Genomic DNA, 24,873 nt, shown 5'->3' on the forward strand with positions numbered 1-24,873 from the left:
CGCTACGTCCTAGACGTCGGTCACGCGAAGCCCCGCGTGCGCCTTGTAGCGCCGGTTCACGGAGATCAGGTTGGCCACCAGGGACTCCACCTGGTGCGCGTTACGCAGCCGTCCGGCGAAGACGCCCCGCATGCCGGGGATGCGGGCGGCGAGCGCCTGGACGAGGTCCGTGTCGGCGCGGGCCTCGCCGAGGACCATGACGTCGGTGTCGATCTCCTCGACGGCCGGGTCCTGGAGCAGCACCGCCGAGAGGTGGTGGAAGGCGGCCGTGACGCGGGAGTCCAGGAGCAGCGCTGCGGCCTGCTCGGCGGCGCTGCCCTCCTCGGGCTTGAGGGCGTAGGCGCCCTTCTTGTCGAAGCCGAGCGGGTTCACGCAGTCGACGACGAGCTTGCCGCTCAGCTCCTCGCGCAGCCCTTCGAGGGTCTTGCCGTGCCCTTCCCACGGTACGGCGACGATCACGATGTCGCTGCGCCGCGCGCACTCCGCGTTCTCGGCGCCCTCGACGCCGTGCCCCAGCTCGTCGGCGGCACTCTGCGCGCGCTCCGCGGCACGGGAGCCGATGATCACCTTCTGGCCTGCGCGGGCCAGGCGGTAGGCGAGGCCGCGGCCCTGGTCGCCGGTGCCGCCGAGTACGCCGACGACGAGCCCGGAGACGTCGGGCAGCTCCCAGGGATCCTTGGCCGGAGCCTTCTGCACACTGTCGTTAGAGGTCATGCAGCCGACCTTACTCACCGCCTGGTCACCGCCCCCGTCAGGCCAGCTCCGCCACCGGAATCCGCCGGAAGGTGATCGTCTCGTACGCGCTGAAGTCGCCCGTCTCGTAGAGGAGTCCGACCCTCTCGTCGTCCACGCGTACGAGATCGGAGTACGCGGCGGGCAGTCCGTCCACCGTGTGCGCGTCCTGCCATGTGGTGCCGCCGTCGCGGCTGCGGCGCACCGTCATCAGGGCGCGGAAGCCGGGGTCGGCGGGCCCGGAGAACAGCAGCACGTCGGGCGTACGCAGTTGGAGCACGCTGCATTCGACGACGGGGCCGGTGAGCCCCGCCTGCGGGCGGAAGGGCTTGAGGAGACTCTGGCCGCCGTCGCGGGAGTGGGCGTCGGCGCGGTTGCCGGGGGCCGGGGAGTCGTTGCGGGTGTTGAAGTAGACCCGCCCGTCGGGGAGTTCGGCCGCGGTGGTCTCGTTCACGTTCACATAGCCGTTGGTGTTGTCGTCGATGTAGCCGATGCGCCAGGTCTGGCCGAGGTCGTCGCTGAGAAGGCAGTGGCCGCCGTTGTATTTGGCTTCGGTGCCGTTGTCGGTGCCGGCCGGGGGCAGGGTGTGGTTGGCGGGCACGACGACCCGGCCCGTGCCGGTCTGCAGGGCGTGCCCCGGGGTGGTCGCGTACCACCGCCAGCTCGCCTTCTTCACCTGCCCGGTGATCTCCCTGGCGGCGGACCAGGTGCGTCCGTCGTCGTCGCTGTGCTGCACCCAGACGCGGCGGCCGTTCGCCGCCGGGACCTTGCCGCGCCGGATGGCGTCCTCGGTCGCGGCGGCGGCGTTGCGGACGTGGACGAGGAGGACGCGGCCGGTGTTCAGGACGACGGGGGCGGGGTTGCCCGCGAGGTCGGCGCCGTTCTTGGCGGCGACCTGGAGCGGGCCCCAGGTGCGGCCGCCGTCGCCGGACCTCTTCAGTACGACGTCGATGTTGCCGAAGTCCTGCTGCGATCCGACCCTGCCTTCGCAGAAGGCGAGGAGGGTGCCCGCGTGGGTGCGCACGACGGCGGGGATCCGGAAGCTCGCGTACCCCTCGCGCCCCGCCCGGAAGGGAACACTTGTCTCAACAGTCATCCCGGGGCACTCCCCACCCCGGGCGAATTCCCGGTGAACTGCGCCTGACAAGTGACTTGTTGGGGCAGGATGCGACTCCATGGACGCCGTACGGGTCGCGCTGCTGCGCGAAGTGCTCGCCGGAACGGAGTGGCCGCGCGCGACGCGGCGCTTCGCGGGAACGCTGCGGTCCTCCGTGGTGCCGCACGGGGGCGGGCTCCTCCTGGTGGGCACGGAGGAGTACGAACCGTGGCACCTGGCCGCGCACCTCGTGGACGAGGCGGCGTGGTCCGGTACGCCGGAACTGACGCCGACGCTCGTACGCCACCGGGTGCGGGCGGGCGACCCCGCGCATCTGTCGACCGGGCTCGGCCGCATCGAGGCGGCGCGGCGCGGCGAGACGCTGCTTGTGGTGGCCCCGGACCCGCCGGGCGATGGCCTCCTGGAGCGGGTGCACGACGCGCGGTCGGCGGGGGCGACGGTCCTCGCCCTGGACGCCGGCGACCACGACCTCCAGGCCCTGGCCCACGAGTCCCTCACGGTGCCCCCGTCCCCCGACCTGGACCTCGACACGGTCCAGCATTTGGTGAGCGCGTCGACGGGCGAGAACGCACTCCCGACGGCCCGGGGCCACCGCCGCTTCCGCGACCGCTTGTCCCGCCTGGCAGACCAGCTGACGGCGCCGCCCCCGGCACGGTGGTGAGCGCCGGGTGACCGGCCCTGGGACGGGCCGAGGGGGTCAGCCCTTGACCTCGTCGTCCCCGGCGTCCTTGTCATGCCACTTCGGGTCGGTCTCCCACTCCAGGTTCCGCTCGGCGGCCGTCTCCATCGCCCGCTGGGCCTCCTCGCGGGAGCCGTAGGGTCCGAAGCGGTCCTTGCCGGGGCAGTCGGGGCCCTCCTCGACCTTCTTGTGCTCCAGGCAGTAGTACCACTCGCCCGGTTTGCCGACGGTCCGCTTCTTGAACAGCGCCATGGCCCGCTCCTCTCAGTCCCACTGGGTCCGCTCTCTGTCGCCATGCTGCCCCACGACCGCTGGTTAGACTCGCTGGCATGTCTGGCCAGTCACTGCTCGTCCCAGGGGAGCTCTCCCCCATCCGCCCCGTTCCGGGAAACATCAGGCGCCCGGAGTACGTGGGGAAACCCGCGCCCACCCCTTACACGGGGCCAGAGGTGCAGACCCCCGAGACCATCGAGCTGATGCGCACCGCGGGCCGTATCGCCGCGCGCGCGATGGCCGAGGCCGCCAAGCACATCGCCCCCGGCGTGACCACCGATGAGCTGGACCGCGTCGCCCACACGTATATGTGCGACCACGGCGCCTACCCCTCCACGCTCGGCTACCGCGGCTTCCAGAAGTCGCTGTGCACCTCGGTCAACGAGGTCATCTGCCACGGCATCCCGGACTCCACCGTCCTCAGGGACGGCGACATCATCAACCTCGACGTGACCGCGTACATCGGCGGTGTGCACGGCGACAACAACGCGACGTATCTGGTCGGGGACGTCGACGAGGAGTCCACGCTCCTCGTGGAGCGCACCCGCGAGTCCCTCAACCGCGCCATCAAGGCGGTCAAGCCCGGCCGCCAGATCAACATCATCGGCCGTGTCATCGAGTCGTACGCCAAGCGCTTCGGCTACGGCGTCGTCCGCGACTTCACCGGCCACGGCATCAACACGTCCTTCCACTCCGGCCTCATCGTCCCGCACTACGACAGCCCGCACGCCACGACGACGATCCAGCCCGGCATGACGTTCACCATCGAGCCGATGCTGACCCTCGGCACGCATGAGTACGACATGTGGGAGGACGGCTGGACGGTCGTGACCAAGGACCGCAAGCGCACCGCCCAGTTCGAACACACGCTCGTGGTGACGGACAGCGGGGCGGAGATCCTTACGCTTCCCTGACCTCTGAACGGGGTAGCGTTTTTACCGACAGGACGTCGGGAAACAGTTCGGAGGTCCCGCCCATGGAACCCTTCTCCACGGTCATCCGCACCGCCTCGCACGAGCAGCACACCGAGGCGGAGACCTCGACGTTCATGGGCGACCTGCTCGGCGGCAGGCTGGGCGTCGAGGCGTACGCGCGCTACACCGAGCAGCTGTGGTTCGTGTACCGCGCCCTGGAAGAGGGCGCGGCGGCCCTTAGGGACGATCCGGTGGCGGGCCCGTTCATACGGCCGGAGCTGATGCGCGTCGCGGAACTGGAGCGGGACCTCACGCATCTGCGGGGCGCGGGCTGGCAGTCTTCCGCCAGGCCGCTGCCCGCCACGTCGGCGTACGCGACGCGGGTCGCGCACTGCGCGCGGGAGTGGCCGGGGGGTTACGTGGCCCACCACTACACCCGCTACCTCGGCGATCTCTCCGGCGGCCAGATCATCCGCGGCAAGGCGGAGCAGACCTGGGGGTTCGCCCGGAAGGGCGACGGGGTGCGGTTCTACGTGTTCGAGCAGATAGCCAACCCCGCCGCGTTCAAGCGGGGTTACCGCGAACTCCTCGACGGTCTCGGGGAGGTCGTGCCCGATGATCTTGAGCGGCAGCGGATCGTGGACGAGTGCAGGGGCGCTTTCGCTTTGAATACGCGGGTGTTCCGTGAGCTGGGGGATGAATTCCCGCTCTCCGCGTAGGCGGTGCCGCCGGCTTGGCGCACCGGAAATCGCCGGCTGCGCCGAGCTCGTCCTCAAACGCCGGACAGGCTGGGATCTCCGGGCGTCAGAGCAGCGGGAATCTGGGGGCGGAGCCCCCGGTCAGTCGCACCCGGCCGCCCACCTCGACCACCCCGCCAGGCCCCGGCGCCGTAAGGATCTGCGATCCCCGGGCCTGCGTGATGTTCAGCGCCCGGCCCAGCTCATGGCTGAGCAGCAGCGCCGCCGCCCCCGTGGCCTCGTCCTCCTGGACACCGTCGTTCCGGCCGGGGAAGGCCCGCGCCCTGACCCGTCCCGCCGCCTCGTCCTGCCATGCCCAGGCGTAGATCCACTCCCCGGGCGGCGGCACCTCGAGCGCGTCCACCTCCGCCACGCTCCCGTAGGGCCGCAGCGTCCGCCCCGGCGTCCACTCGGGCCGCCCGGCGATCCAGCTGAACTCCCCGTCCTGGCGGGCCTCCACCACGCCCACGGGAGTGATCAGTTCGGGCACGTCGAGGAGCCAGGACGTCCCGACGCAGGGGTGCCCCGCGAACGGCAGCCGTACGGAAGGGGTGTAGATGTCGATGACCCCGCGCTCGGGGTCATCGACGAACACCGTTTCGCTGAAGCCGAGTTTCGCGGCGAACCCTTGTCGCTCCTCCCGCCCCGGGAAGCGGGCCCCGTCACGCACGACACCCAGTTCGTTGCCGTGCCGGCCGTCGGGCCCGCAGAAGACCCGCACGACGTCCACGCCGTCAAGTAGCTCTGTCATCCGGGCATTCAAACATTCCCGGGAAGCGCGACGCCGGGCCACTCGAACCGGCACTTGACCCGCCCTTGACCTGCCCTTGAATCCTCCAAAACTCCACCGTGACACCTCCGTAAGCACCCCTTCCCCAGTGAGAGGTGAATCACTGGGTGGCTGGGTATCGACCAGGTAAGGCTCAGTTAAGTTAGGTCAGCCTCACCGGCATGGCCGGAACCGTCCGTGAACCGTCTTGGAGCCCCTATGCGTCCCGCCCGCCTCTCTGCTGCCACCGCCATCGCCGCAGTGGCAGCACTCACCGCCGTCACGGGCTGCACCGAGAAGAGCGACTCCAAGAGCAGCAGCGGCAACACCGTCGAGGTGACCGCCACCGACGACAAGTGCGAGCTCTCCAAGACGAAGCTCGACGCCGGGCACGTCGAGCTGGCCATCGAGAACAAGGGCTCCAAGGTCACCGAGGTCTACCTCCTCTTCCCCGACGACCGCATCGTCAGCGAGCGCGAGAACATCGGCCCCGGCACCAAGCAGAAGCTCACCGCCGAGGTGAAGTCCGGCTCGTACCAGGTCGCCTGCAAGCCCGGCATGAAGGGCGACGGCATCCGCCAGAAGGTCACCGTCAGCGGTGGCAAGGCCGTCAAGCGCGACCCGCGCCTCGACAAGGCCGTCGCCGCGTACCGCGAGTACGCGCAGGAGCAGGCCGACGCGACGCTGCCGAAGACCAAGACCTTCACCGACGCCGTCCGCGACGGCGACATCGAGGCCGCCAAGAAGGCGTACGCCAACTCCCGCATCGGCTGGGAGCGCACCGAGCCGGTCGCCGAGTCCTTCGGTGACATCGACCCGAAGGTCGACGTCCGCGAGGACGGCCTTGAGGACGGCCAGGACCCGGAGAAGGACTGGACGGGCTGGCACCGTCTGGAGCGGGCCCTGTGGAAGGACAAGAAGATCGGCAAGCGTGAGAAGGAGCTCGCGGGCCGGCTCGACAAGGACCTCACCGACTGGCAGAAGCGCGTCGGCAAGGCCGAGATCACCCCGACCTCGATGGCCAACGGCGCCAAGGAACTCCTCGACGAGGTCGCCACCGGCAAGGTCACCGGCGAGGAGGAGCGCTACTCGCACACCGACCTCGTCGACTTCAAGGCCAACGTCGAGGGCGCGGAGAAGGCGTACGGGCTGCTGAAGGACGTCGCCTCCGAGAACGACCCGGCGCTCACCAAGGAGCTCGACAAGCAGTTCGGGGCGCTGGACAAGCTGCTCGACAAGTACCGCGAGGGCGGCGGCAAGGACTCGTACGCGTACACGTCGTACGACAAGGTCGCCAAGGCGGACCGCAAGGAACTGTCGGACGGCGTCAACGCGCTCGCGGAGCCGCTGTCGAAGCTGGCCGCGGCTGTCGTCAAGACCAAGTAGCAGCAGGGGGGTCGCACCATGGCTGAGATCACGCACGACACCGAGACCGCGCCGGATGAAGTCGGCTCCGGCGGCTCCGGCAACTCCTCCTCCCCTTCCCGGCGTGCACTCCTGGGCTGGGGCGGCGCGGGCCTCGCGCTCGGCGCCGCCGTCACGGGCGGCGCGGTGGCCGTGGCGCAGTCAGGCGACGAGACCGTGCCCGCGGCCTCGGCGGGCGGTGCGGTCGCCTTCCACGGCAAGCACCAGGCGGGCATCGCGACGGCCGTACAGGACCGGCTGCACTTCGCCGCGTTCGACGTGAAGACGGACGACCGCGAGCAGTTCGTGCAGCTCCTGAAGGACTGGACGAAGGCCGCCGCGCGGATGACGGCGGGGCACGAGATCGGCGAGGGCGCCTTCGGTGGTCTCTCCGAGGCGCCGCCGGACGACACCGGTGAGGCGCTCGGCCTCAAGCCGTCCCGGCTGACGCTCACCATCGGCTTCGGGCCCGGCCTCTTCGAGAAGTTCGGGCTCGGCGACCGCCGTCCCGAAGCCCTCGTCGACCTGCCCAAGTTCCCCGGCGACAACCTCGACGCGTCCCGCGGCGGCGGCGACCTGTGCGTGCAGGCCTGCGCGGACGACCCGCAGGTCGCCGTGCACGCCATCCGCAACCTCGCCCGCATCGGCTTCGGCAAGGTCGCGGTGCGCTGGTCGCAGCTCGGCTTCGGCAAGACGTCCTCGACGACTCCGGGTGCGCAGACGCCGCGCAACCTCTTCGGCTTCAAGGACGGCACCCGCAACGTCTCGGGCGATGACACCTCAGCGCTCGCCAAACATGTGTGGGTCGAGGGCAAGGACGGTCCTGACTGGATGGCCGGCGGCTCGTACCTCGTCGCGCGCCGCATCCGGATGAACGTCGAGACCTGGGACCGGACTCCGCTCGGCGAGCAGGAGGACATCTTCGGCCGCGACAAGGGCGAGGGCGCCCCGGTCGGCAAGGCCAAGGAGCACGACGCGCCGTTCCTGAAGGCGATGAAGCCGGACTCGCACGTCCGGCTGGCGCACCCGGACTCCAACCACGGTGCGACGATCCTGCGCCGCGGCTACTCCTTCACGGACGGCACGGACGGCCTGGGCCGGCTCGACGCGGGCCTGTTCTTCCTCGCGTACCAGCGTGACGTCCGTACGGGTTTCATCCCGGTGCAGCGCAACCTGGCGCGCTCCGACGCGCTCAACGAGTACATCCAGCACGTGAGTTCCGCGGTCTTCGCGATCCCGCCGGGCGTCCGCGACAAGGACGACTGGTGGGGCCGTGCGCTGTTCGCCTGAGGAGATCTGACAGACATGTTCGGCAACTACCTGATCGGCCTGCGCGAAGGCCTCGAGGCCAGCCTGGTCGTCTGCATCCTCATCGCCTATCTGGTGAAGACGGAGCGGCGCGACGCGCTGCGGCCCATCTGGATCGGCATCGGCGTCGCGTGCGGGATCGCGCTCGGCTTCGGCTGTGCGCTGACCTTCGGTTCGCAGGAGCTGACGTTCAAGGCGCAGGAGGCGCTGGGCGGTTCGCTGTCGATCGTCGCCGTGGCGCTCGTGACGTGGATGGTCTTCTGGATGCGGCGTACGGCCCGTCATCTCAAGGCGGAGCTGCACGGCAAGCTGGACGCGGCGCTCCAGATGGGCACGGGCGCGCTGGTCGCCACGGCGTTCCTCGCCGTGGGGCGGGAGGGACTTGAGACCGCGCTGTTCGTGTGGGCGTCGGTGCGCGCGTCGGGCGACGGGACGCCAGGGCCGCTGATCGGCGTGCTCCTGGGTCTTGTCACGGCGATCGCGCTGGGCTGGCTGTTCTACAAGGGCACGGTCCGCATCAACCTGTCGAAGTTCTTCACCTGGACCGGCGCCATGCTCGTGGTGGTGGCGGCGGGCGTTCTCGCGTACGGCGTGCACGACTTGCAGGAGGCGGAGTTCCTCGGCGGGCTGCGGAACAAGGCGTTCGACATCAGCGCGACGATCCCGCCGGACAGCTGGTACGGCACGCTCCTGAAGGGCGTGTTCAACTTCCAGCCCGATCCGACGGTTGTCCAGGTCACGGTGTGGCTGCTGTACCTGATCCCGACGCTCGCGTTCTTCTTCGCCCCGGTAGGGTTCGGGCCCGGGAAGGGGAAGGTGAACGCAACGCATGAGCAGGCTTCCAAGGCAGCGCACTCCGATGGCTCCGACGCCAAGGGTCCGGTCGCAGCGGCCGGTCCGGTACGCGATGGCGGCGTCGACGGTGACCGTACTGGCGGTGACGGCGAGCGGGTGCGTGACGGTGCACGGGGAGCGGGAGGTCGTCCCGTCGGCGACGAAGGCTGAGGCCGACCGTGCGCTGAAGGACTTCCTCACCGCGTACAACAAGGCGGAGAAGGAGTACGACCCGGCTTTGGACGCCGCCCGGGTCACCGGTCCGCTGAGCGCCATCAACCAGGCGGGACTGAAGTCGCGCGGCGCGCGGAATCCGGAGGGCAATCCCGAGCAGGTGCCGCTGGAGCTGACGGACGCCAAGTTCTCGATCCCCAAGAAGGCCGGCTGGCCCCGGTGGTTCGTCGCGGACACGAAGTCCAACCGCAGGGGCGATCTGCGCTGGGTCCTCGTCTTCACGAAGGGCGGCGCGGACCAGCTGTGGGAGGCGTCGTACCTGAATCTGGTGGCGCCGGACAAGATGCCCGAGCTGAAGAAGGACAAGGACGGCTTCGCCGAGCCGGTCGCGTCGAACTCCTCGGCTCTCGCGGTGGCGCCGAAGGATCTCGGCAACGAGTACACGACGTATCTGAAGTCGGGCGGCGACACGTTCGCGCCGGGCGACCACACGTCGGGGTGGAAGGCGTTCCGCGACAAGAACACCAAGCGCCGTGGCCTCGCCATCCAGTACATCGACGAGCCGCAGAACGGCGGCACGTTCGCGCCGGTGGGGCTGCGCACCGCGGACGGCGGGGCGATGGTCTTCTTCTCGACGCACCACTACGAGAAGCAGACCGCCGCGAAGGGCGTGAACCTCACGATCGATCCCGAGGTGAAGCCCCTGCTGAAGGGCGAGGTCAAGCAGTCGGTGATGCTGGAGCGCGTCTCCAACCAGCTCGTCGTCGACCCGGCGGGGTCCGGCAAGGTGACGTTCCTGAGCCGCATCCAGGGCCTGACGGGCGCGAAGGGCGAGTAGCCCCCAGCCGCTCAGCCCGTCAGCCTCTCAGCGGCCAGGCGGCGACGTCGTGCTGGGGCTCACCCGCGACGCGGGCGCATTCGTCGGTGAGTGTCTCGAGGAGCGTCAGCGGGTCCGGGAGCGCGTGCTCGGGGCCGCGGATCCAGCGGACGGCCAGATCACCGGGCAGCCGCGCGGGCGGCACCAGGACGTAGGAACCGCGGCAGTGCCAGCGGAAGCCGGGGTGTTCGTTCGTGGTCTCGGGGTGGCAGTCCAGCTCGCAGGGCCACCACTCGTCCTCGTCCTCGGGGGTGCCGCGGGTGAGCGTGAAGAAGAGCATCCGCCCCTCGTCCATGGCCCCTTCGGACTCGGCGACGGGGCCGACGTCGATGCCGTCGGCGAGCAGCCTCTCCAGGGCCTCGCGCCCGGCGGCCACCGGCACGTCCAGGACGTCGTGGACCATGCCGGTCGCGGTGATGAAGTTGGCCTGCGGCTGGTGCCTGGCCCAGCGCTCGATCTGCCCGCGGTCGGTGGTGGACTGCGTCTGCCAGGCGAAGGAGATGGGGTGCCTTGCGGGGGTGGGACAGCCGATGCGGTCGCAGGAACATCGGTACGCGGAGGGGTGCGCGGCCGGTGAGAGCGGGAAGCCCGCCGCCCCGGCGGCGACAAGGAGCGCCTCGCGGCCCGCTTCCTCACCCGCCGTGTCCTGCGGGGGACGCCTGCGAAGCCACTGGGAAAACCTGCTCTGCCCGCCGAGACGGCGGCCGAACTCCGCGCCCATCTATCCCCTCACCTCGCATATGTGCCGAGAAGCATCTCCCATGGTCGCACCATCCTGCGCTTCGGGGGGCCAGAGCCCACATCCGGGGTAGCTGGGGTGAAGCCAGCCTGTGGGTGACATTGCGCGTCATTGCATACTAACTGGTGATATTTCCGCCTACCGTGTTCGCCATGGTCACCAGGACTGCGCTCACGGGACTCTCGGGGTTCATGAGCCTCGCCACACTGGCCCTCGCGGCGCCCGCCGGGACCCGCACCCCGCTCGAATGGGGCGGCGGCCCCCTGACGGTGCAGGCCCTGCCCCGCGTCACCTACACCGCGCACCGCGGCGGCGCCCTTGAGGTGCCGGAGAACAGCATGTCGGGCCTGGTCGCGGCGTACGCCCGGGGAACGGCCCAGGTCATCGACGTCGATACGCGGATACTGCGCGACGGCACGCTGGTGGCCATGCACGACGCGACCCTGGACCGTACGACGACGTCCCGGGGCCCGGTGCGCTCGCTCACCCTGCACCAGTGGCAGCACGTCAGGCTGCACCCGGGCGGCAGACTGCCCGGCGGCTGGCGGGAGGAGCGGCCGCCGACGGTCGCCGAGGTCCTCGACCGCTTCGGCGGGCGGATCGTGCTGATGCTGGAGGCGAAGGACCCGCGAAGCCTGCGGAAGCTCGGCGCGCTGATCAGCGCGCGGGGCCTGACGCGCTCGGTGTTCGTGAACTCCAACGACCCCGGCGTGGCATGGCGCGCGCACCGGATGGGCCTGATGGCGCAGCTGTGGCGCTCCAGGGCGCAGATGCGCACGGACCGGCCCGAGCGCTGGGCCGGGTTCGTGGACGTCCTGGACGTGGATCACCAGGCACGTGACCTCGATCTCCTGCGTGCGGTCGCCTCCGGGGTCCCCCGGGTGTGGGCGCACACGGTGACCACCGCGCGCCAGCGCGACCGGGCGCTGCGGCTCGGCTGCAACGGCGTGATCACGGACGCGCCGGGTCTCCTCGCGCGGACGCCGGTGAAACGCTCAGCGGGGCGTGTTCAGCGGGGTGCGATGCCGTAGAGGGCGTACTCGACGAGCTGGTCGCCGTACTCGTGCGTGAGCGGGCCCGTGCGCTGCAGCCAGCGCTGCGCGAGCGGGCCCGTCCACAGTTCAAGGGCGACGCGGGGGTCCACATCGGGCCTGACCTGGCCGGCTTCCTGGGCGATCCGCAGCCGCCGTACGTAGAGCTGGAGCGAGGGTTCGAGGAGCTTTTCCACGTACTCGGCGCCGATCTCGTCGTTGAGCATGCCCTCGGCGGCAAGGGCACGGTAGGGGGCGTCGTACTTGGGGTTCTTGAACTCGTCGATGCTGGCCCGCACGACGTACTTGAGGTCGGCCTCGAGGTCGCCGGTGTCCGGGATCTCGTACTCGGGCGCGCGGCCCGCTTCGTCGCTCGCCTCCAGGCTCGCCTGCTTGCCGAGGTCGAGGAAGGCGTCGAGGAGGACGGCGCCCTTCGACGGCCACCAGCGGTAGATCGTCTGCTTTCCCACACCCGCGCGAGCGGCGATCGCCTCGATCGTGAGCTTGCCGTAGCCGACCTCTGAGACCAGTTCGATGGCGGCGTCATAGATCGCGTGGCGCGAGCGTTCGCTGCGGCGCTTGGAGTCAGGGGCGGATTTCGTGGTCATGCCGTCGAATGTAGCAGCGGGCGAGGCGAGACGTGCCGTCTCTTTAAGCGTTGACAAGACGCTACGTCTCGTCCAAAGTGGACGGGGAAGCGAGACGCAACGTCTCGCCTGAAGAGTTCTCCAACCCTGATCCCGGAGGTACGACATGTCGCGAGGCGGAGCAGGAAACATGCTCGGTGTGGGCGGTACACGCACCAATCTCTCCCGCAAGGCGCTGCGCGGCGGTCGCCGCGGCGGACAGATCGGCGGCGGGCTCAGCCCGCAGGCGCAGAAGCGCGAGCTGCTGCGCAAGCTCCAGGAAGGCCGCTCGGCGCGCGGCGATTCATGAGACCGGGGCGTGGACGGCGTCTTGACCGTCCACGGACCCGGGTGGACCACTTGGTGAACCACCCGTTCAGATCACAGCGCGAGGGCTTCTCACACCGCACCATGGCAGCAACTGCCCCACTCAGGGCAGCAACTGACCACCGCGGTACGTGAGGAGCCCTCGTTGAGTCGTTTTCCTCGTCGCGCCACACCCCGGCGCTATCTGATGTGCTCACCCGCACACTTCAAGGTCACGTACTCCATCAACCCCTGGATGGACCCCTCGAAACCGGTCGACGTCCCGCTGGCCGTCGCCCAGTGGGAGGACCTCCGCGACCGCTACCGCTCGCTCGGCCACACCGTCGAGGAGCTCACCCCGCGTCCCGGCCTGCCGGACATGGTCTTCGCCGCGAACGGCGCGACCGTCATCGGGGGCCGTGTGCTCGGCGCGCGGTTCGCCCACCCGGAACGCGGCCCCGAGGCCCTCGCCCATCTGGAGTGGTTCCGCGAGCACGGCTTCACCGACCTCCATGAGCCCACCCACGTCAACGAAGGCGAGGGCGACTTCGCGGTCACGTCCTCCTACGTCCTTGCCGGGCGCGGCTTCCGTGCCAGCCCCCTGTCGCACGGGGAGGCGCAGGAGTTCTTCGGCCGCCCGGTGCTCGGACTCGATCTCGTCGACCCCCGCTACTACCACCTGGACACGGCACTCGCGGTGCTCGACGACAGGGCGGACGACGTCATGTACTACCCGCCCGCGTTCTCGCCGGGCAGCCAGGCGGTGCTGCGGCGCCTCTTCCCCGACGCGCTGATCGCCGAGGAGGCGGACGCGGTGGCCCTCGGGCTCAACGCGGTCTCGGACGGCCTGCACGTGCTGCTCCCGCAGGCCGCGGTCGGCCTCTTCGCGCCGCTGCGGGAGCGCGGCTACGAACCCGTCGTCATGGATCTGAGCGAACTGCTCAAGGGCGGCGGCAGCGTGAAGTGCTGCACACAGGAGCTGCGCGGTTAGCTCCCGCTAGCTCTCCTCGTGGGGCGGCCAGGGGTCGCCCCACTCCGCGTCGCGGGCCGCGCGGTACAGCGGGCCGTGGCGCTTGGTCACCGTCTCCCGGTGGAGTCTCTCGTCCGGCGCGCACAGGTCGAGCAGGACCTGGCCCTTGCGGATCTGCGGCCTGCGCACGACGCGCTCGGCCGCCGGTACGGCGTCGAAGCGGACGGCCGCCACATAGCTGAACTTCTCGTCCTCGTACGCCAATGAGCCGCCCTTGACCTGCCGGTGCAGGGACGAGCGGCTGACGCGGGCGGAGAAGTGACACCAGTCCTCGCCGGGCACGATGGGGCAGGCGGAGCTGTGCGGGCAGGGCGCGGCGACGCGGAAACCGGCGGCGATCAGCTGGTCCCGGGCCTCGATGACGCGCGTGTAGCCGTCGGGGGTGCCCGGCTCGACGACGACGACGGCCTGGGTGGCCGCAGACGCCGCCGCGTCCACGAGCGAGCGGCGGTCGTCCTCCGTCAGCTCCTTGAGGACGTACGACACCGTGACGAGATCAGTGCTCTCGATGGTGAGCGCCGATCCGATACGAGAGCGCTGCCACTGAACCCCCTTCAACCGCGGGTTCGCCGCGGCCAGTTCGCGCCCCAGGGCGAGGGCGGGCTCGGCCCAGTCCAGGACCGTGACGGGCCGCTCACCGTCCCAGGTCGCGCTCACCGCCCAGGTCGCCGCGCCGGTCCCGCCGCCGACATCCACATGACTGCCGGGCGCCCACCCCTCGGGCACGGCGTCCGCGAGGGCGCCGAGCGCGGAACGTACCGCCTCGAAGGTCGCGGGCATGCGGTAGGCGGCGTACGCGGCGACGTCGGCGCGGTCACGCAGGATGGGGGCGTCGGTAGGGGTGAGCCCCCGGTAGCTGGCGATCAGCCGCTCGACGGCTTGCACGGCCTGCTTGGGCGGCAGCCCGTCAAGAAGCCCCGCGAGGGCGGCACGCAGGGTCTCGGCCTGGGAGGCGGCTGGGGGGAGGGGGGCGTTCACCCGGTGATTCTACGGGGGCTGGTAGGCGCGGGGAGAACCGCGCACCGGGCCCCGTAAGGGGCGCGGGGAACTGCGCGACAAGCCCCCACCGGGCCGCAGGGCAAACACCGCACCAGCGGAGCCTCAGCGGGCCGCGCGGGCCAGCCGGGTCGCGGCCCGAGCCCGAGGCCCGCTGTCGGCGGACCCGCGGCGCGGGTGGACCGTGTTCGCGAGGAGGATCAGAAACGTATCCGTGGCGGGGTCGATGACAAGCGACGTCCCGGTGAACCCCGTATGCCCCGCCGCACCGCGCCCCGCGAGACCCCCCATGAACCACGCCTGGTCGAGGCCGAACCCGAACCCCGGAGGCGTCAGCATCAGCTCAACGAAGTCCGGGCCGAGGATGCGCGCCGTGCCGTACGAGCCGCCGCACAGCAGCGCGCGGCAGAAGATCGCGAGGTCCCGGGCGGTGGAGAAGAGCCCGGCGTGGCCCGCGACGCCGCCGAGCGCCCAGGCGTTCTCGTCGTGCACCTCGCCCCGCAGCATCCCCCGGTCGGCCTTCGCCCAGGGCCTGCGCTGGTCCTCGGTGGCGGCAGCGCCGTGCCGCGGCCCGAAGCCGGTGGCCGCCATGCCCAGCGGGCGGGTGATCCCCTCGCGTACGAGGACGTCGAGCGGGCGGCGGGTGAGGCGCTCCAGGACACGCTGGAGGAGCAGCATGTTCAGGTCGGAGTAGAGGTAGTCGCCCGGCGGACTCGACGGGGCCTCCGCGCACAGGGCGGCGAGCCGCGCCGCGTCGTCCGGGCAGTCGTAGAGCGGGAGTTCGGGCCGCAGACCAGAGGTGTGCGTGAGCAGCTGGCGCACGGTGACGCGGTGCTCCGCAGCGGCCCTGAACTCGGGAACGTACGCCGAGATGAGCGCGTCGATGCCGAGCGTTCCGCGCTCCAGCTGCTGCATCGCCGCGACCGTCGTGAACAGTTTCGTGAGCGAGGCGAGGTCGAAGGGGGTGTCGGTGCGCATCAACACCTGCTCCTCGGGCGGCAGTTCGACGCCCGCGTCCGTCTCGGGGTCGTACGCCGCGTAGCGCACCGCCCGGCCCACCGCCTCCTCGACGGCGATCACCGGGCCGCGCCCCGCGAGGACGACGGCACCCGCGCACCAGGGCCGCTCGCCCCGCGTCAGCTCGCGCACCTCGCGTACGAGATGGCCCATCTCGGCTGTGTCGAGCCCCGCACGGTCCGGCGTTCCGGCGCGCAGCAGGCGTGGCGCGGTCAGTGGTCCTTCCCCTCCCGGTTCGGCCTGGCCGAGTACTGCCAGGGGCGGCACAGTCCCAAGAAGCAGCCGATGGCCGCAAGGCCGCAGACGAGCTGCACGAGGGCCATCGGCACGGCCGTGGCCTCGCCGGCGATGCCCACCAGCGGGGAGGCGATGGCGCCGATGAGGAAGGAGGACGTGCCGAGCAGTGCCGATGCGGAGCCCGCGGCGTGCGGGGTGCGCATCAGGGCGAGGGCGTTGGTGTTGGGCATCGCGAGGCCCATCGCCGACATCAGGACGAAGAGCCCGGCGGCGACCGGGAACAGGCCGACGTCGCCGAAGACGCCCGTCGTCATGAGGAGCAGCGCGGTGGCGGCGAGGACGATGACCGTCAGGCCGAAGGCGAGCGCCTTGTCGAGGCTGACCCGGCCGACGAGGAGCTTGCCGTTGATCTGGCCGACGACGATCAGGCCGACGGAGTTCACGCCGAAGAGCAGGCTGAAGGTCTGCGGGGACGCGCCGTAGATCTCCTGGATGACGAACGGCGACGCGGAGATGTACGCGAACAGCGCGGCGAACGCGAAGCCGCCCGCGATCATGTACCCGGCGAAGACGCGGTCGGCGAGCAGCGACCGCATGGTGCGCAGCGCCTCGGCGGTGCCGCCGCTGTGCCGCCTCTCGGGAGCGAGCGTCTCGGGCAGGCGCCGCCAGACCAGCAGGGTCAGGGCGACGCCGATCGCGGTGAGGACGACGAAGATGCCGCGCCAGTCGGTGAACCGCAGGACCTGGCCGCCGATGAGGGGCGCGACGACCGGGGCGACCCCGGAGATCAGCATCAGGGTGGAGAAGAAGCGGGCCATCTCCACGCCGTCGTAGAGGTCGCGTACGACGGCACGGGCGATGACGATGCCCGCGGCGCCCGCCAGGCCCTGCAACAGGCGGAAGCCGACGAGGAGTTCGACGGTGGGCGCGAAGGCGCAGATCGCGGTGGCGAAGATGTAGACGAGGAGCCCGATGAGCAGCGGCCTGCGCCGCCCCCACTTGTCGCTCATCGGCCCGACGACGAGCTGCCCGAGCGCCATGCCGGTGAGGCAGGCGGTGAGGGTCAGCTGCGCGGTCGCGGCGGAGGTGTGCAGCGAGCGGGTGACCTCCGGGAGCGCCGGGAGGTACATGTCCATGGAGAGCGGCGGGACGGCGGTGAGGCCGCCGAGGACGAGGGTGACGAGGAGGCCGGTGCGGCGCCGGGCGGTGAGGGCCGGCGTGTCCGCCGGGACGCCGGGGGTGAGGCCCAATTGCGGGGCGGAGTCCGCCTCTGCCGTCTGGGACTGCCGTATGAGGGGGTCCTCGGGCCCACGCGTCGTGCGGCCGCCGTGCTCCGGCATGCGGATTCCTTCCCGATGAGGCGTGCGATTACCTATGCTCTCAGCTCGGCTGTGCTGGTCGAGACCATTTCCGCGGTACTCCGCGGTACGAACAGGGGCCCAAGTGGTGGAAGACAACCGTGAACCCGTGCGCTGGGGCATCCTCGCGACGGGTGGGATCGCCGCGTCGTTCACGGCGAACCTGCTCGACATGCCGGACGCGGAGGTCGTCGCGGTGGCGTCCCGGTCCGACGTGTCGGCGAAGGCGTTCGCCGAGCGGTTCGGGATACCCCGCGCCTACGGCGAGTGGAGCGCGCTCGCCGAGGACGACTCCATCGACGTGGTGTACGTCGCCACGCCGCACGCGGCGCACCGGGTGGCGGCGGGGCTCTGCCTGGAGGCGGGGCGCGCGGTGCTCTGCGAGAAGGCGTTCGCGCTGAACTCGCGCGAGGCGGGGGAGCTGGTGACGCTGGCCCGGCAGCGCGGCGTCTTCCTGATGGAGGCCATGTGGATGTACTGCCATCCCCTGATCAGGCGGCTGAAGGCGCTGGTCGACGACGGGGCGATCGGCGAGGTGCGGACCGTGCAGGCCGACTTCGGGCTCGCGGGCCCCTTCCCTCCCGCGCACCGCCTCCGCGACCCGGCGCAGGGCGGTGGCGCGCTTCTTGATCTCGGGGTGTACCCGGTGTCGTTCGCGCAGCTGCTGCTCGGGGAGCCTTCGGGGATGAGCGCGAGAGCGGTGCTCTCGGATGAGGGCGTTGATCTCCAGACGGGAATGCTGCTCTCGTGGGAGAGCGGTGCTCTTGGTTTGTTGCACTGCTCCATCAACGCGGGCACGCCCGTCATCGCGTCCGTCACCGGTTCACGCGGGCGCATCGACATCCCGAACGGCTTCTTCTTCCCGGAGACCTTCGTGCTGCACCGCGACGGCCGCGACCCCGAGGAGTTCACGGCCGCCCCCGAGGACGGCCCCCGCGACAGCCTCCGGCACGAGGCCGCCGAGGTCATGCACCGCCTGCGCGCGGGCGACACCGAGTCCCCCCTCGTCCCCCTCGAAGGCACCCTCGCGGTGATGCGGACCCTGGACGCGGTGCGGGAACTGATCGGGGTGCGCTACCCGGGCGAGTGAGCTCGGCGGGCTAGGCGGGCTTCAGTCCCGGGTTGCCCGCCTCCGTCACGAAGGACGCGGCTGTCGTGATCGCCGCCCCGGGCGTCGTCACCGCGGACACCGTCTTGAAGTCGGCGCGCGCGGACTCCTGGCCCAGGCCGACCCGCACGTACCCGCGCCGCCCGTTGTAGAACTTCATGTGCGGGTTGGCCTTGGTGTACGTCTCCCAGTTCGCGGGCTTCTCGGCGCCGTCCTTGCCGCTGGCGATCGACGTGGCGACGATCTCCGTACCGACCGTCTTGGACGCCTGGTTGTCGAAGTCGGCCTTGATGTCGTAGGCGTACCCGACGTGTACGTCGCCGGTGAGCACCATCAGGTTGTCGATCCCGGCCGATGCCGCTCCCGCCAGGACGCGGTCGCGTGATGCCGGGTAGCCGTCCCAGGCGTCCATGCTGACCTTCGCCACCGGGTTCAGGTCCAGCTTGCGCTGGGAGAAGTTGACCTGCTGCGGCACGACGTTCCACACGGCCGCCGAGCGGCGCCAGCCGTCGATGAGCCAGCGCTCCTGGGTGGCCCCGGTGATGGTGCGCTTCGGGTCGGTCGACTCCGGTCCCGGAATGTCCGAGCCGTCGCCGTAGGCCTGGTCGGAGCGGTACTGCCGGGTGTCCAGGATGTCGAACTGCGCGAGCCGGCCCCACCGCAGGCGGCGGTAGAGCTGGAGGTCGGAGCCCTGGGGCTGCTGGGGGCGGCGCAGCGGCAGGTTCTCCCAGTAGGCGCGGTAGGCGGCGGCGCGGCGGATGAGGAACTCGGCGGGCGGGTCGCCGTGCTCGTCGACGTCACCCGCGTAGTTGTTCTCGACCTCGTGGTCGTCCCAGGTGACGACGAAGGGGTGCATGGCGTGCGCGGCCCGCAGATCCGGGTCGGTCTTGTAGAGGGCGTACCGCAGGCGGTAGTCCTCCAGGGTCTGGGTCTCGCGGTTGAAGAGGGCGGGCAGCGTGCGGTCGGTGTAGTTGCGGGCGCCGCCGACCGCGCTCACCGCGTACTCGTAGAGGTAGTCGCCCAGGTGGAGGACGACGTCCACGTCGTCCTCGGCCAGGTGTTTGTACGCGGTGAAGTAGCCGTCGTGGTACGCCTGGCAGGACACCGCGGCGAGGTTGAGGGCGCTCACCTTGCTGCCGGCCGCCGGAGCGGTGCGGGTGCGGCCCGTCTCGCTGATCCACGTGCCGGTCTTGAATCGGAAGTAGTAGGTCCGCCCGGCGTCGAGGTTGTCTGCGTCGACGTGCACGGTGTGGTTGAACTCGGGGTGCGCGATGGCCACGCCGCGTCTGGCGACGCGCCGGAAGCGGGCGTCGTGGGCGACCTCCCACTGGACGATGACGCGCTGGTCCGGCAGGCCGTTGCCCGGTTCGTACGGGGCCGGGGCGAGCCGGGTCCAGAGCAGGACGGAGTCGGGCTGCGGGTCGCCGGATGCCACGCCGAGGGTGAAGGGATCGACGGAGATCTTCCGCGCGTCCAGCTCGGCGGCGCTCGCGGCGCCGGCCGCGGGCAGGTTGGTGGCGAAGGCGAGCGCGGCGGCGGCGCCGGTGACGGTGAGGAACCGGCGGCGGCCCAGGTGGCCGGCGGCGGCTCGTAGTTCAGGTGCGTACTGCTGGCCTACGGGTGTCATGTGTGGCCCTCCCCTGACGATTGGTGTCAGGGGCATGGAAGTAGTGGGGGACGTCGTGGGCCTGTCGCGTACACAACACCCGAATGGCGGGCGGATGATGTCCGCGTGGACAGGCCTCCCGTACGCTTCGTGGCCATGAACGCTGAGCTAACTGGGCATCCGACCGGGTATCCGACGGGGCATCCGACCGGACACACAAGGACCGCCGTAGTGACCGGCGCGGGCTCCGGGATCGGCAGGTCCGTGGCGGTGGAACTGCTGCGTGCCGGGTGGTCCGTGGCGCTGGCCGGACGGCGCCTGGAGACCTTGGAGGAGACGGCGGCGATCGCCGCGGGCGCGTCGGAGGGCGCGGCGGTGCGGCCGCTGCCGCAGGCCGAGACGGGCGCCGAGCCGGCGGCTCCGGCCGAGACCGACGCCCTCTGCGTCCGTACCGACGTCTCGCGGCCCGAGGACGTGGCCGCGCTCTTCTCGGCCGTACGCGACCGCTTCGGCCGTCTCGGCCTCCTCTTCAACAACGCGGGCACGTTCGGCCCCGGCGGCGTCCCGGTCGACGAACTGGAGTACGACGCGTGGCGGCACGTCGTCGACACGAACCTCAACGGCGCCTTCCTGTGCGCGCAGGCGGCCTTCCGGCAGATGAAGGAGCAGGACCCGCAGGGCGGCCGGATCATCAACAACGGTTCCATCTCGGCGCACGTCCCGCGCCCGCACTCCATCGCGTACACGGCGACGAAGCACGCGCTGACCGGCCTGACGAAGTCCCTCTCCCTCGACGGCCGCCCCTACCGGATCGCCTGCGGCCAGATCGACATCGGCAACGCGGCGACCGACATGACCGAGCGGATGCAGGCCGGAATTCTCCAGGCCAACGGGGAGCTCGCGCCCGAGCCGGTGATGGACGTGGCGGATGTGGCGCGGACGGTGCGGCACATGGCGGAGCTGCCGCTGGAGGCGAACGTGCAGTTCGCGACGGTGCTCGCGACGAACATGCCGTTCGTCGGGCGGGGTTAGGCGGTCGGGCCTCTCCCCCGCGCACTCTGTGGCCGACCGTGACCTCACCCTCACGGTCGGCCGACATCTGCACAAGCGGAATGGAACACTCCACGCCAATTACGCGCATCACGCACCGTATGCTCGGCGTGCCCTCCACGAGAACTCCACATTCAGAGCACACTCGGAGCACACCTTGCGCATACGTTCCGCAGTCCCGGCCGTCCTGGCGACCGCCGCCCTCTCGGCCTCCCTGCTCGTCGCGTCTCCCGCGTCCGCGGCCGCGCACCAGGGCGGACTGCACCTCGGGTACATCCAGTTCGACAGTCCGGGCAGCGACAACCGCTCCAACTCGTCGCTGAACGCGGAGTGGGTGAACATCCACAACAACTCCGGCTCGGCGGTCCAGCTCAAGGGCTACAAGCTGAAGGACAACACCGGCTACACGTACACCTTCGGCAGCTACAAGATCGGCTCCGGCAAGACCGTCAAGGTCCGCACGGGCAAGGGCACCAACGCCTCGGGCGTGCGCTACTGGGGCCGCGGCTCGTACGTCTGGAACAACACCAGCGACAAGGCCCGCCTGATCAAGCCGAGCGGTTCGCTCAAGGACTCCTGCTCCTGGACGAACAGCGACCCCGGCTACAAGAGCTGCCACTGACACCCCGCATGCCACTGTGAGGGGGAGGGTGCAGGGCAGCCGCTCCGCGCCGGCCGCGGTGGGGGCCGTGCCGGGGTGCCGCGGGAATGACCGGGGCCGCGGAACGGTTGCCCTGCGACATGACGACGAACTCAGCCAGTACGACCTCTCCTGACGTGCTGCGATACACCGCGTTCGCGACCGACCCGGCGGGCGGCAACCCCGCCGGGATCGTGCTCGACGCCTCCGGGCTCGACGAGGCGGCGATGCTGGGGATCGCGGCGGAGGTGGGGTACAGCGAATCGGCGTTCCTCATCCGGGGCTCGGGATCGACCTCCGGCTCGGGATCGGGCTCCGGCTCCGGGGAGGGCGTTCGTTCGTACGACGTGCGGTACTTCAGCCCGCGGGCCGAGGTCTCCTTCTGCGGGCACGCGACAGTGGCGGCGGCGGTCGCGCTGGCCGAACAGGGCCTGGGCGCGGGCGACTTCGCCTTCTCGACCCAGGTGGGCATCGTCCCGGTGACGGTCACCGACGCGGACGGCACCCTGCGGGCGACGCTCACCAGTGTCGAGCCGCACATCGAGGAGGTCACGGCGGCCGACCTGGCCGAGGCCCTGGCCGCGCTCGACTGGCCGGCGGCCGACCTCGACCCGGAGCTCCCGCCCCGCATCGCCTACGCGGGAGCCCGCCATCTGATCCTGGCCGCCGCCACCCGCACGCGCCTCGCAGACCTGTCGTACGACTTCGAACGCCTCGCCGCCCTGATGCGCCGCCTGGATCTGACCACGGTCCAACTGATCTGGCGCGAGGCCGAGTTCACCTTCCACGCGCGCGATCCGTTCCCGGTGGGCGGGGTCGTGGAGGACCCCGCCACGGGCGCGGCGGCGGCAGCCTTCGGTGCGTACGCACGTGAACTCGGCCTCGTCCCCGCCGAGTCGGAGCTCACCGTGCACCAGGGCCACGACATGGGCCGCCCCGGCGTCCTGACGGTGACGTCGCGCGAGGGGGACCCGCGGGTGCGGGTGAGCGGGGCGGCGGTACGGATCCCTGGCGGGAGCTAGGACAGGGCTTGCTCACCCAGGGCCCCCTCACCCAGGGCTTCCTCGCCCAGGGCTTCCTCGCCCAGGGCCCCCTCATCCAGGGCTTCCTCGCCCAGGGCCCCCTCACCCAGGATCCGCTCGACCTCGGCCAACTCCTCCGCGCTCAACGGCCCGTACTCCAGCGCCCCCGCGTTCTCCTCGACCTGTGCCACGGTCCGGAACCCCGGGATGGGCACGGTCAGCGGACTGCGCGCCCAGAGCCAGGCGAGCGCGCCCTGGGCGAGGGTCCGGCCGCCCCCGGTCAGCACGGACCGCACCGCGTCCACCCTCGCGAGCCACTGCGGGTCCGCGCCGCCGCCGTCCCCGAAGCCTGGGAGCCAGGAGGGCGGCGCGCTGCGGATGTCGCCTGCCGCCGGTACGCGCCCGCCGCCGAACTTCCCGGTCAGCAGCCCCATCGCCAACGGGCTTCGCACCACGCTCGCGAGGCCGAGCTCGGCGCCGGCCGCCAGCATCTCCGGGGCGTCCTGCAGCACATTGCAGCGATGCTGCACCGCCGCGCAGTGCGGCCCCTCGGCGAAGACCGCAGCGCGGGCCGGGTCATCCGTGCTCCACCCGTAGGCCCGGATGAACCCCTCCCGTACGAACTCCTCGCAGGCGTCCCTCAGTTGGGCGGCGCGCTCCGGGTCGGCGTCGCCGATGTGCAGCTGGTAGAGGTCGACGTACTCCGTGCCGAGCCGCTTCAAGGAAGCGGTCAGTGCGCGGCGGGCGTACGCCACCGAGTCATCGGGGTTCCCCGTCGCGCTGCGCGTCTCCTCGTCGAAGACGTTCCCCCACTTCGTGGCGATGACGACGTCGTCCCGCCGGGCGCCGATGGCCCGCCCCAGGACGCGCTCGCTGTGCCCGGTTCCGTAATTGTCCGCGGTGTCGAAGAAGTTGACGCCGAGGTCGAGGCCCCGCCGGATCGCCCGCACCGACTCCTCGTCGTCGACCGCGCCCCAGCCGTACGGCTGCCCGTCCGGCCCCGACCACTCACCGCCGATGGCCCAGCACCCGAGACCGAGCGCGCTGACCTCGATTCCGGTGCGTCGCCCCAGGGTCCTGCGTGTCACGTGCGTGCCCAAGTCCATGTCCATGTCTGCGTCCATGTCTGCGTCCATGCCTACGGACGCTAGGAGTTGAAGCGCACACGAAGACAAGCCCCTGCGCGGGGCGGTATCGGAGGACGCAACGTTCCGGGAGGCTTCAGACCTCAGGCCTGCCCGGTCTCGAACCGGGACACCTTCTCGCCGGTCACGTCGAAACGCCACTTGGTCCGCATCTCGCCCCATGTGTCGTTGCGGAACGTGACGAGCAGCGCGTGCCCGCCGTCCGACTCGTTCTCCACGTCCATATGGCCGTGCGTGGAGAAGATCTCGCGGTCCGTCCAGTCGGCGATGTCCCGGTCGGAACCGTCGTCGGACATGGTCGCGTCGGGCGTGAGCAGGGCCTGGAAAGCGTCCTGGTCGTGGGCGTTCACCGCGCAGACGAAGGCCCGGACCGTGGGGTCGCTGAGCCGGTTTACCTGAATGCTCATGGCCCCACCGTCACACCGGCCGCCGGGCCACGCCACCGGCCGCCGGACGGGGTCACCCGTACGGCCGACTGAGCGAGGTGCCGGGGGACGGTCTGACGGACGGTGGACAAAGACGCAGCACCGAAGACACCGATGTCCTCCCCCTCCCCTCACCCCACCCCACCCCAGGAGACCCCGCCATGACCCGGACCCGTTCCTGCTTCGACCGCCGCGACCTGGGCCTACTCCTGCTCCGCGTCGGAACCGGCGGAGTCCTCGCCGCTCACGGTGCCCAGAAGCTCTTCGGCTGGTTCGGCGGCCACGGCATCGAAGGCACCGGCGCCTTCATGGAGTCCATCGGCTACGCGCCCGGCAAGGCCAACGCCGTCGTCGCCGGGGTCGCCGAGGCGGGCGGCGGCACGCTCCTTGCCCTCGGCCTCGCGACCCCGGCGGCGGGTTCCGCAGCGGCGGGCGCGATGGCGGGGGCGGCCGCGGTGCACGCACCCAACGGCTTCTTCAGCCAGGGCGGCGGCTACGAGTACCCGGCGTTCCTCGGCATGGTCTCCGCGGCCCTCGCCGTCGCGGGCCCCGGCGCCTTCTCCGTCGACTCCGCCCTCGGCCACACGTTCAACCGCAACTGGATGGTCCCGGCGGCGCTCGCCGGCACGGCGGTCGGGGTGCTTGTGTCGGTGGGCTGCCGGACGAAGAAGGTACGGGACCAGGAGAGCGCGGCGGAGGAATTCTGACGGCTGAGCTGC

General features: G+C 71.0%; 27 protein-coding genes. 15 read left to right on the forward strand and 12 right to left on the reverse strand.

Going from position 1 to position 24,873, the window contains the following annotated elements; genetic code table 11:
* Positions 1-9 precede the first annotated feature (9 nt).
* Both npdG and ACGFX9_RS02685 read right to left on the reverse strand, forming a co-directional pair.
* Positions 10-714 (reverse strand): NADPH-dependent F420 reductase, encoded by a 705-nt coding sequence (gene npdG / locus ACGFX9_RS02680; protein ID WP_393463556.1) that lies wholly within the window; start codon positions 712-714, stop codon positions 10-12.
* Positions 715-751: 37 nt separating this feature from the next.
* On the reverse strand, positions 752-1,828 hold the full coding sequence (locus ACGFX9_RS02685) for an exo-alpha-sialidase (RefSeq protein WP_393463558.1): 1,077 nt from the start codon (positions 1,826-1,828) through the stop codon (positions 752-754).
* A gap of 79 nt (positions 1,829-1,907) precedes the next feature.
* On the opposite strand from ACGFX9_RS02685, the gene ACGFX9_RS02690 reads away from it, so the two are divergent.
* The gene (locus ACGFX9_RS02690) at positions 1,908-2,510 is read left to right on the forward strand and encodes a hypothetical protein (protein WP_393463560.1); all 603 of its coding nucleotides are present in this window, start codon (positions 1,908-1,910) and stop codon (positions 2,508-2,510) included.
* 36 nt (positions 2,511-2,546) lie between these two features.
* Here the strand turns inward: ACGFX9_RS02690 and ACGFX9_RS02695 are convergent, their stop codons facing one another.
* Entirely contained in the window at positions 2,547-2,780 is a 234-nt protein-coding gene (locus ACGFX9_RS02695; protein WP_393463562.1) for a hypothetical protein, read from the reverse strand.
* 77 nt (positions 2,781-2,857) lie between these two features.
* Here ACGFX9_RS02695 and map point away from each other — a divergent pair, with 77 nt between their 5' ends.
* The gene (gene map / locus ACGFX9_RS02700) at positions 2,858-3,715 is read left to right on the forward strand and encodes a type I methionyl aminopeptidase (RefSeq protein WP_393463564.1); all 858 of its coding nucleotides are present in this window, start codon (positions 2,858-2,860) and stop codon (positions 3,713-3,715) included.
* 62 nt (positions 3,716-3,777) lie between these two features.
* Positions 3,778-4,434 carry a heme oxygenase (biliverdin-producing) gene (locus tag ACGFX9_RS02705; protein ID WP_393463566.1) on the forward strand — a complete coding sequence of 219 codons (657 nt, stop codon included), beginning with the start codon at positions 3,778-3,780 and terminating at the stop codon, positions 4,432-4,434.
* 85 nt (positions 4,435-4,519) lie between these two features.
* Here ACGFX9_RS02705 and ACGFX9_RS02710 read toward each other — a convergent pair whose 3' ends face one another.
* Positions 4,520-5,203, reverse strand: a complete 684-nt coding sequence (locus tag ACGFX9_RS02710) for a PhzF family phenazine biosynthesis protein (protein WP_393463568.1) — start codon at positions 5,201-5,203, stop codon at positions 4,520-4,522.
* A 237-nt stretch (positions 5,204-5,440) separates the two neighbouring features.
* Between ACGFX9_RS02710 and efeO the strand changes: the two genes are divergently transcribed.
* Genes efeO through ACGFX9_RS02730 form a run of 4 tightly spaced genes read left to right on the forward strand, consistent with a single transcriptional unit; the run spans position 5,441 to position 9,779 of the window.
* Positions 5,441-6,607, forward strand: a complete 1,167-nt coding sequence (gene efeO, locus ACGFX9_RS02715; RefSeq protein ID WP_393463570.1) for an iron uptake system protein EfeO — start codon at positions 5,441-5,443, stop codon at positions 6,605-6,607.
* Between the two features lie 18 nt (positions 6,608-6,625).
* Complete coding sequence (gene efeB / locus ACGFX9_RS02720; protein WP_393463572.1) at positions 6,626-7,915, forward strand: iron uptake transporter deferrochelatase/peroxidase subunit; 1,290 nt, start codon at positions 6,626-6,628, stop codon at positions 7,913-7,915.
* 15 nt (positions 7,916-7,930) lie between these two features.
* Entirely contained in the window at positions 7,931-8,938 is a 1,008-nt protein-coding gene (gene efeU, locus ACGFX9_RS02725) for an iron uptake transporter permease EfeU (protein ID WP_393463574.1), read from the forward strand.
* On the forward strand, positions 8,841-9,779 hold the full coding sequence (locus ACGFX9_RS02730; protein WP_393465565.1) for a hypothetical protein: 939 nt from the start codon (positions 8,841-8,843) through the stop codon (positions 9,777-9,779). Before efeU ends, ACGFX9_RS02730 begins: the two co-directional genes overlap by 98 nt.
* 19 nt (positions 9,780-9,798) lie before the next feature.
* Here ACGFX9_RS02730 and ACGFX9_RS02735 read toward each other — a convergent pair whose 3' ends face one another.
* Complete coding sequence (locus ACGFX9_RS02735) at positions 9,799-10,539, reverse strand: bifunctional DNA primase/polymerase (RefSeq protein WP_393463576.1); 741 nt, start codon at positions 10,537-10,539, stop codon at positions 9,799-9,801.
* 170 nt (positions 10,540-10,709) lie between these two features.
* On the opposite strand from ACGFX9_RS02735, the gene ACGFX9_RS02740 reads away from it, so the two are divergent.
* The gene (locus ACGFX9_RS02740) at positions 10,710-11,588 is read left to right on the forward strand and encodes a glycerophosphodiester phosphodiesterase (RefSeq protein WP_393463578.1); all 879 of its coding nucleotides are present in this window, start codon (positions 10,710-10,712) and stop codon (positions 11,586-11,588) included.
* On the opposite strand, the gene ACGFX9_RS02745 is transcribed toward ACGFX9_RS02740, so the two are convergent.
* Positions 11,567-12,196, reverse strand: a complete 630-nt coding sequence (locus tag ACGFX9_RS02745) for a TetR/AcrR family transcriptional regulator (RefSeq protein WP_393463579.1) — start codon at positions 12,194-12,196, stop codon at positions 11,567-11,569. The genes ACGFX9_RS02740 and ACGFX9_RS02745 overlap by 22 nt on opposite strands.
* 145 nt (positions 12,197-12,341) lie before the next feature.
* On the opposite strand from ACGFX9_RS02745, the gene ACGFX9_RS02750 reads away from it, so the two are divergent.
* Positions 12,342-12,524 carry a DUF6243 family protein gene (locus ACGFX9_RS02750; protein ID WP_393463581.1) on the forward strand — a complete coding sequence of 61 codons (183 nt, stop codon included), beginning with the start codon at positions 12,342-12,344 and terminating at the stop codon, positions 12,522-12,524.
* Positions 12,525-12,686: 162 nt separating this feature from the next.
* The gene (gene ddaH / locus ACGFX9_RS02755; protein ID WP_393463583.1) at positions 12,687-13,511 is read left to right on the forward strand and encodes a dimethylargininase; all 825 of its coding nucleotides are present in this window, start codon (positions 12,687-12,689) and stop codon (positions 13,509-13,511) included.
* Positions 13,512-13,517: 6 nt separating this feature from the next.
* Here the strand turns inward: ddaH and ACGFX9_RS02760 are convergent, their stop codons facing one another.
* From ACGFX9_RS02760 to ACGFX9_RS02770, 3 genes are all read right to left on the reverse strand, one after another.
* Positions 13,518-14,528 (reverse strand): small ribosomal subunit Rsm22 family protein, encoded by a 1,011-nt coding sequence (locus ACGFX9_RS02760; protein WP_393463585.1) that lies wholly within the window; start codon positions 14,526-14,528, stop codon positions 13,518-13,520.
* A gap of 123 nt (positions 14,529-14,651) precedes the next feature.
* Positions 14,652-15,716: a serine hydrolase domain-containing protein gene (locus ACGFX9_RS02765; protein ID WP_393465568.1), complete on the reverse strand. Its 1,065-nt coding sequence runs from the start codon at positions 15,714-15,716 to the stop codon at positions 14,652-14,654.
* A gap of 59 nt (positions 15,717-15,775) precedes the next feature.
* Positions 15,776-17,140: a Bcr/CflA family multidrug efflux MFS transporter gene (locus ACGFX9_RS02770; protein WP_393463587.1), complete on the reverse strand. Its 1,365-nt coding sequence runs from the start codon at positions 17,138-17,140 to the stop codon at positions 15,776-15,778.
* A 127-nt stretch (positions 17,141-17,267) separates the two neighbouring features.
* Here ACGFX9_RS02770 and ACGFX9_RS02775 point away from each other — a divergent pair, with 127 nt between their 5' ends.
* Positions 17,268-18,248 (forward strand): Gfo/Idh/MocA family protein, encoded by a 981-nt coding sequence (locus ACGFX9_RS02775; RefSeq protein ID WP_393465572.1) that lies wholly within the window; start codon positions 17,268-17,270, stop codon positions 18,246-18,248.
* A 10-nt stretch (positions 18,249-18,258) separates the two neighbouring features.
* Here the strand turns inward: ACGFX9_RS02775 and ACGFX9_RS02780 are convergent, their stop codons facing one another.
* On the reverse strand, positions 18,259-19,893 hold the full coding sequence (locus ACGFX9_RS02780; protein ID WP_393463589.1) for an alkaline phosphatase D family protein: 1,635 nt from the start codon (positions 19,891-19,893) through the stop codon (positions 18,259-18,261).
* 135 nt (positions 19,894-20,028) lie between these two features.
* On the opposite strand from ACGFX9_RS02780, the gene ACGFX9_RS02785 reads away from it, so the two are divergent.
* From ACGFX9_RS02785 to ACGFX9_RS02795, 3 genes are all read left to right on the forward strand, one after another.
* Complete coding sequence (locus ACGFX9_RS02785) at positions 20,029-20,904, forward strand: SDR family oxidoreductase (RefSeq protein ID WP_393463591.1); 876 nt, start codon at positions 20,029-20,031, stop codon at positions 20,902-20,904.
* Positions 20,905-21,079: 175 nt separating this feature from the next.
* Entirely contained in the window at positions 21,080-21,544 is a 465-nt protein-coding gene (locus tag ACGFX9_RS02790; protein ID WP_393463593.1) for a lamin tail domain-containing protein, read from the forward strand.
* Between the two features lie 119 nt (positions 21,545-21,663).
* Positions 21,664-22,584, forward strand: coding sequence for a PhzF family phenazine biosynthesis protein (locus ACGFX9_RS02795; protein ID WP_393463594.1), 921 nt, complete (start codon positions 21,664-21,666; stop codon positions 22,582-22,584).
* On the opposite strand, the gene ACGFX9_RS02800 is transcribed toward ACGFX9_RS02795, so the two are convergent.
* Together ACGFX9_RS02800 and ACGFX9_RS02805 are read right to left on the reverse strand one after the other, a co-directional pair.
* Positions 22,581-23,720: an aldo/keto reductase gene (locus tag ACGFX9_RS02800; protein ID WP_393463595.1), complete on the reverse strand. Its 1,140-nt coding sequence runs from the start codon at positions 23,718-23,720 to the stop codon at positions 22,581-22,583. The two genes, ACGFX9_RS02795 and ACGFX9_RS02800, sit on opposite strands and share 4 nt — an antisense overlap.
* Positions 23,721-23,812: 92 nt before the next feature.
* Complete coding sequence (locus ACGFX9_RS02805; protein WP_393463597.1) at positions 23,813-24,136, reverse strand: nuclear transport factor 2 family protein; 324 nt, start codon at positions 24,134-24,136, stop codon at positions 23,813-23,815.
* Positions 24,137-24,315: 179 nt separating this feature from the next.
* Here ACGFX9_RS02805 and ACGFX9_RS02810 point away from each other — a divergent pair, with 179 nt between their 5' ends.
* Complete coding sequence (locus ACGFX9_RS02810) at positions 24,316-24,861, forward strand: DoxX family protein (protein WP_393463598.1); 546 nt, start codon at positions 24,316-24,318, stop codon at positions 24,859-24,861.
* Positions 24,862-24,873: the final 12 nt, after the last annotated feature.

This window comes from Streptomyces sp. NPDC048436 (genome assembly GCF_043200355.1).
Lineage (GTDB): Bacteria > Actinomycetota > Actinomycetes > Streptomycetales > Streptomycetaceae > Streptomyces.

Excerpts from the sequence above, each read along its gene's own strand:
- efeU (WP_393463574.1), top strand. The coding sequence starts at position 7,931 with ATGTTCGGCAACTACCTGATCGGCCTGCGCGAAGGCCTCGAGGCCAGC.
- map (WP_393463564.1), top strand. The coding sequence starts at position 2,858 with ATGTCTGGCCAGTCACTGCTCGTCCCAGGGGAGCTCTCCCCCATCCGC.
- ACGFX9_RS02730 (WP_393465565.1), top strand. The coding sequence starts at position 8,841 with ATGGCGGCGTCGACGGTGACCGTACTGGCGGTGACGGCGAGCGGGTGC.
- ACGFX9_RS02740 (WP_393463578.1), top strand. The coding sequence starts at position 10,710 with ATGGTCACCAGGACTGCGCTCACGGGACTCTCGGGGTTCATGAGCCTC.
- ACGFX9_RS02710 (WP_393463568.1), bottom strand. The coding sequence starts at position 5,203 with ATGACAGAGCTACTTGACGGCGTGGACGTCGTGCGGGTCTTCTGCGGG.
- ACGFX9_RS02765 (WP_393465568.1), bottom strand. The coding sequence starts at position 15,716 with ATGGGCCATCTCGTACGCGAGGTGCGCGAGCTGACGCGGGGCGAGCGG.
- ACGFX9_RS02705 (WP_393463566.1), top strand. The coding sequence starts at position 3,778 with ATGGAACCCTTCTCCACGGTCATCCGCACCGCCTCGCACGAGCAGCAC.
- ACGFX9_RS02750 (WP_393463581.1), top strand. The coding sequence starts at position 12,342 with ATGTCGCGAGGCGGAGCAGGAAACATGCTCGGTGTGGGCGGTACACGC.
- npdG (WP_393463556.1), bottom strand. The coding sequence starts at position 714 with ATGACCTCTAACGACAGTGTGCAGAAGGCTCCGGCCAAGGATCCCTGG.
- ACGFX9_RS02800 (WP_393463595.1), bottom strand. The coding sequence starts at position 23,720 with ATGGACGCAGACATGGACGCAGACATGGACATGGACTTGGGCACGCAC.
- ACGFX9_RS02770 (WP_393463587.1), bottom strand. The coding sequence starts at position 17,140 with ATGCCGGAGCACGGCGGCCGCACGACGCGTGGGCCCGAGGACCCCCTC.
- ACGFX9_RS02745 (WP_393463579.1), bottom strand. The coding sequence starts at position 12,196 with ATGACCACGAAATCCGCCCCTGACTCCAAGCGCCGCAGCGAACGCTCG.
- efeO (WP_393463570.1), top strand. The coding sequence starts at position 5,441 with ATGCGTCCCGCCCGCCTCTCTGCTGCCACCGCCATCGCCGCAGTGGCA.
- ACGFX9_RS02735 (WP_393463576.1), bottom strand. The coding sequence starts at position 10,539 with ATGGGCGCGGAGTTCGGCCGCCGTCTCGGCGGGCAGAGCAGGTTTTCC.
- ACGFX9_RS02810 (WP_393463598.1), top strand. The coding sequence starts at position 24,316 with ATGACCCGGACCCGTTCCTGCTTCGACCGCCGCGACCTGGGCCTACTC.
- ACGFX9_RS02795 (WP_393463594.1), top strand. The coding sequence starts at position 21,664 with ATGACGACGAACTCAGCCAGTACGACCTCTCCTGACGTGCTGCGATAC.
- ACGFX9_RS02805 (WP_393463597.1), bottom strand. The coding sequence starts at position 24,136 with ATGAGCATTCAGGTAAACCGGCTCAGCGACCCCACGGTCCGGGCCTTC.
- efeB (WP_393463572.1), top strand. The coding sequence starts at position 6,626 with ATGGCTGAGATCACGCACGACACCGAGACCGCGCCGGATGAAGTCGGC.
- ACGFX9_RS02785 (WP_393463591.1), top strand. The coding sequence starts at position 20,029 with ATGAACGCTGAGCTAACTGGGCATCCGACCGGGTATCCGACGGGGCAT.
- ACGFX9_RS02685 (WP_393463558.1), bottom strand. The coding sequence starts at position 1,828 with ATGACTGTTGAGACAAGTGTTCCCTTCCGGGCGGGGCGCGAGGGGTAC.
- ACGFX9_RS02695 (WP_393463562.1), bottom strand. The coding sequence starts at position 2,780 with ATGGCGCTGTTCAAGAAGCGGACCGTCGGCAAACCGGGCGAGTGGTAC.
- ACGFX9_RS02690 (WP_393463560.1), top strand. The coding sequence starts at position 1,908 with ATGGACGCCGTACGGGTCGCGCTGCTGCGCGAAGTGCTCGCCGGAACG.
- ACGFX9_RS02780 (WP_393463589.1), bottom strand. The coding sequence starts at position 19,893 with ATGACACCCGTAGGCCAGCAGTACGCACCTGAACTACGAGCCGCCGCC.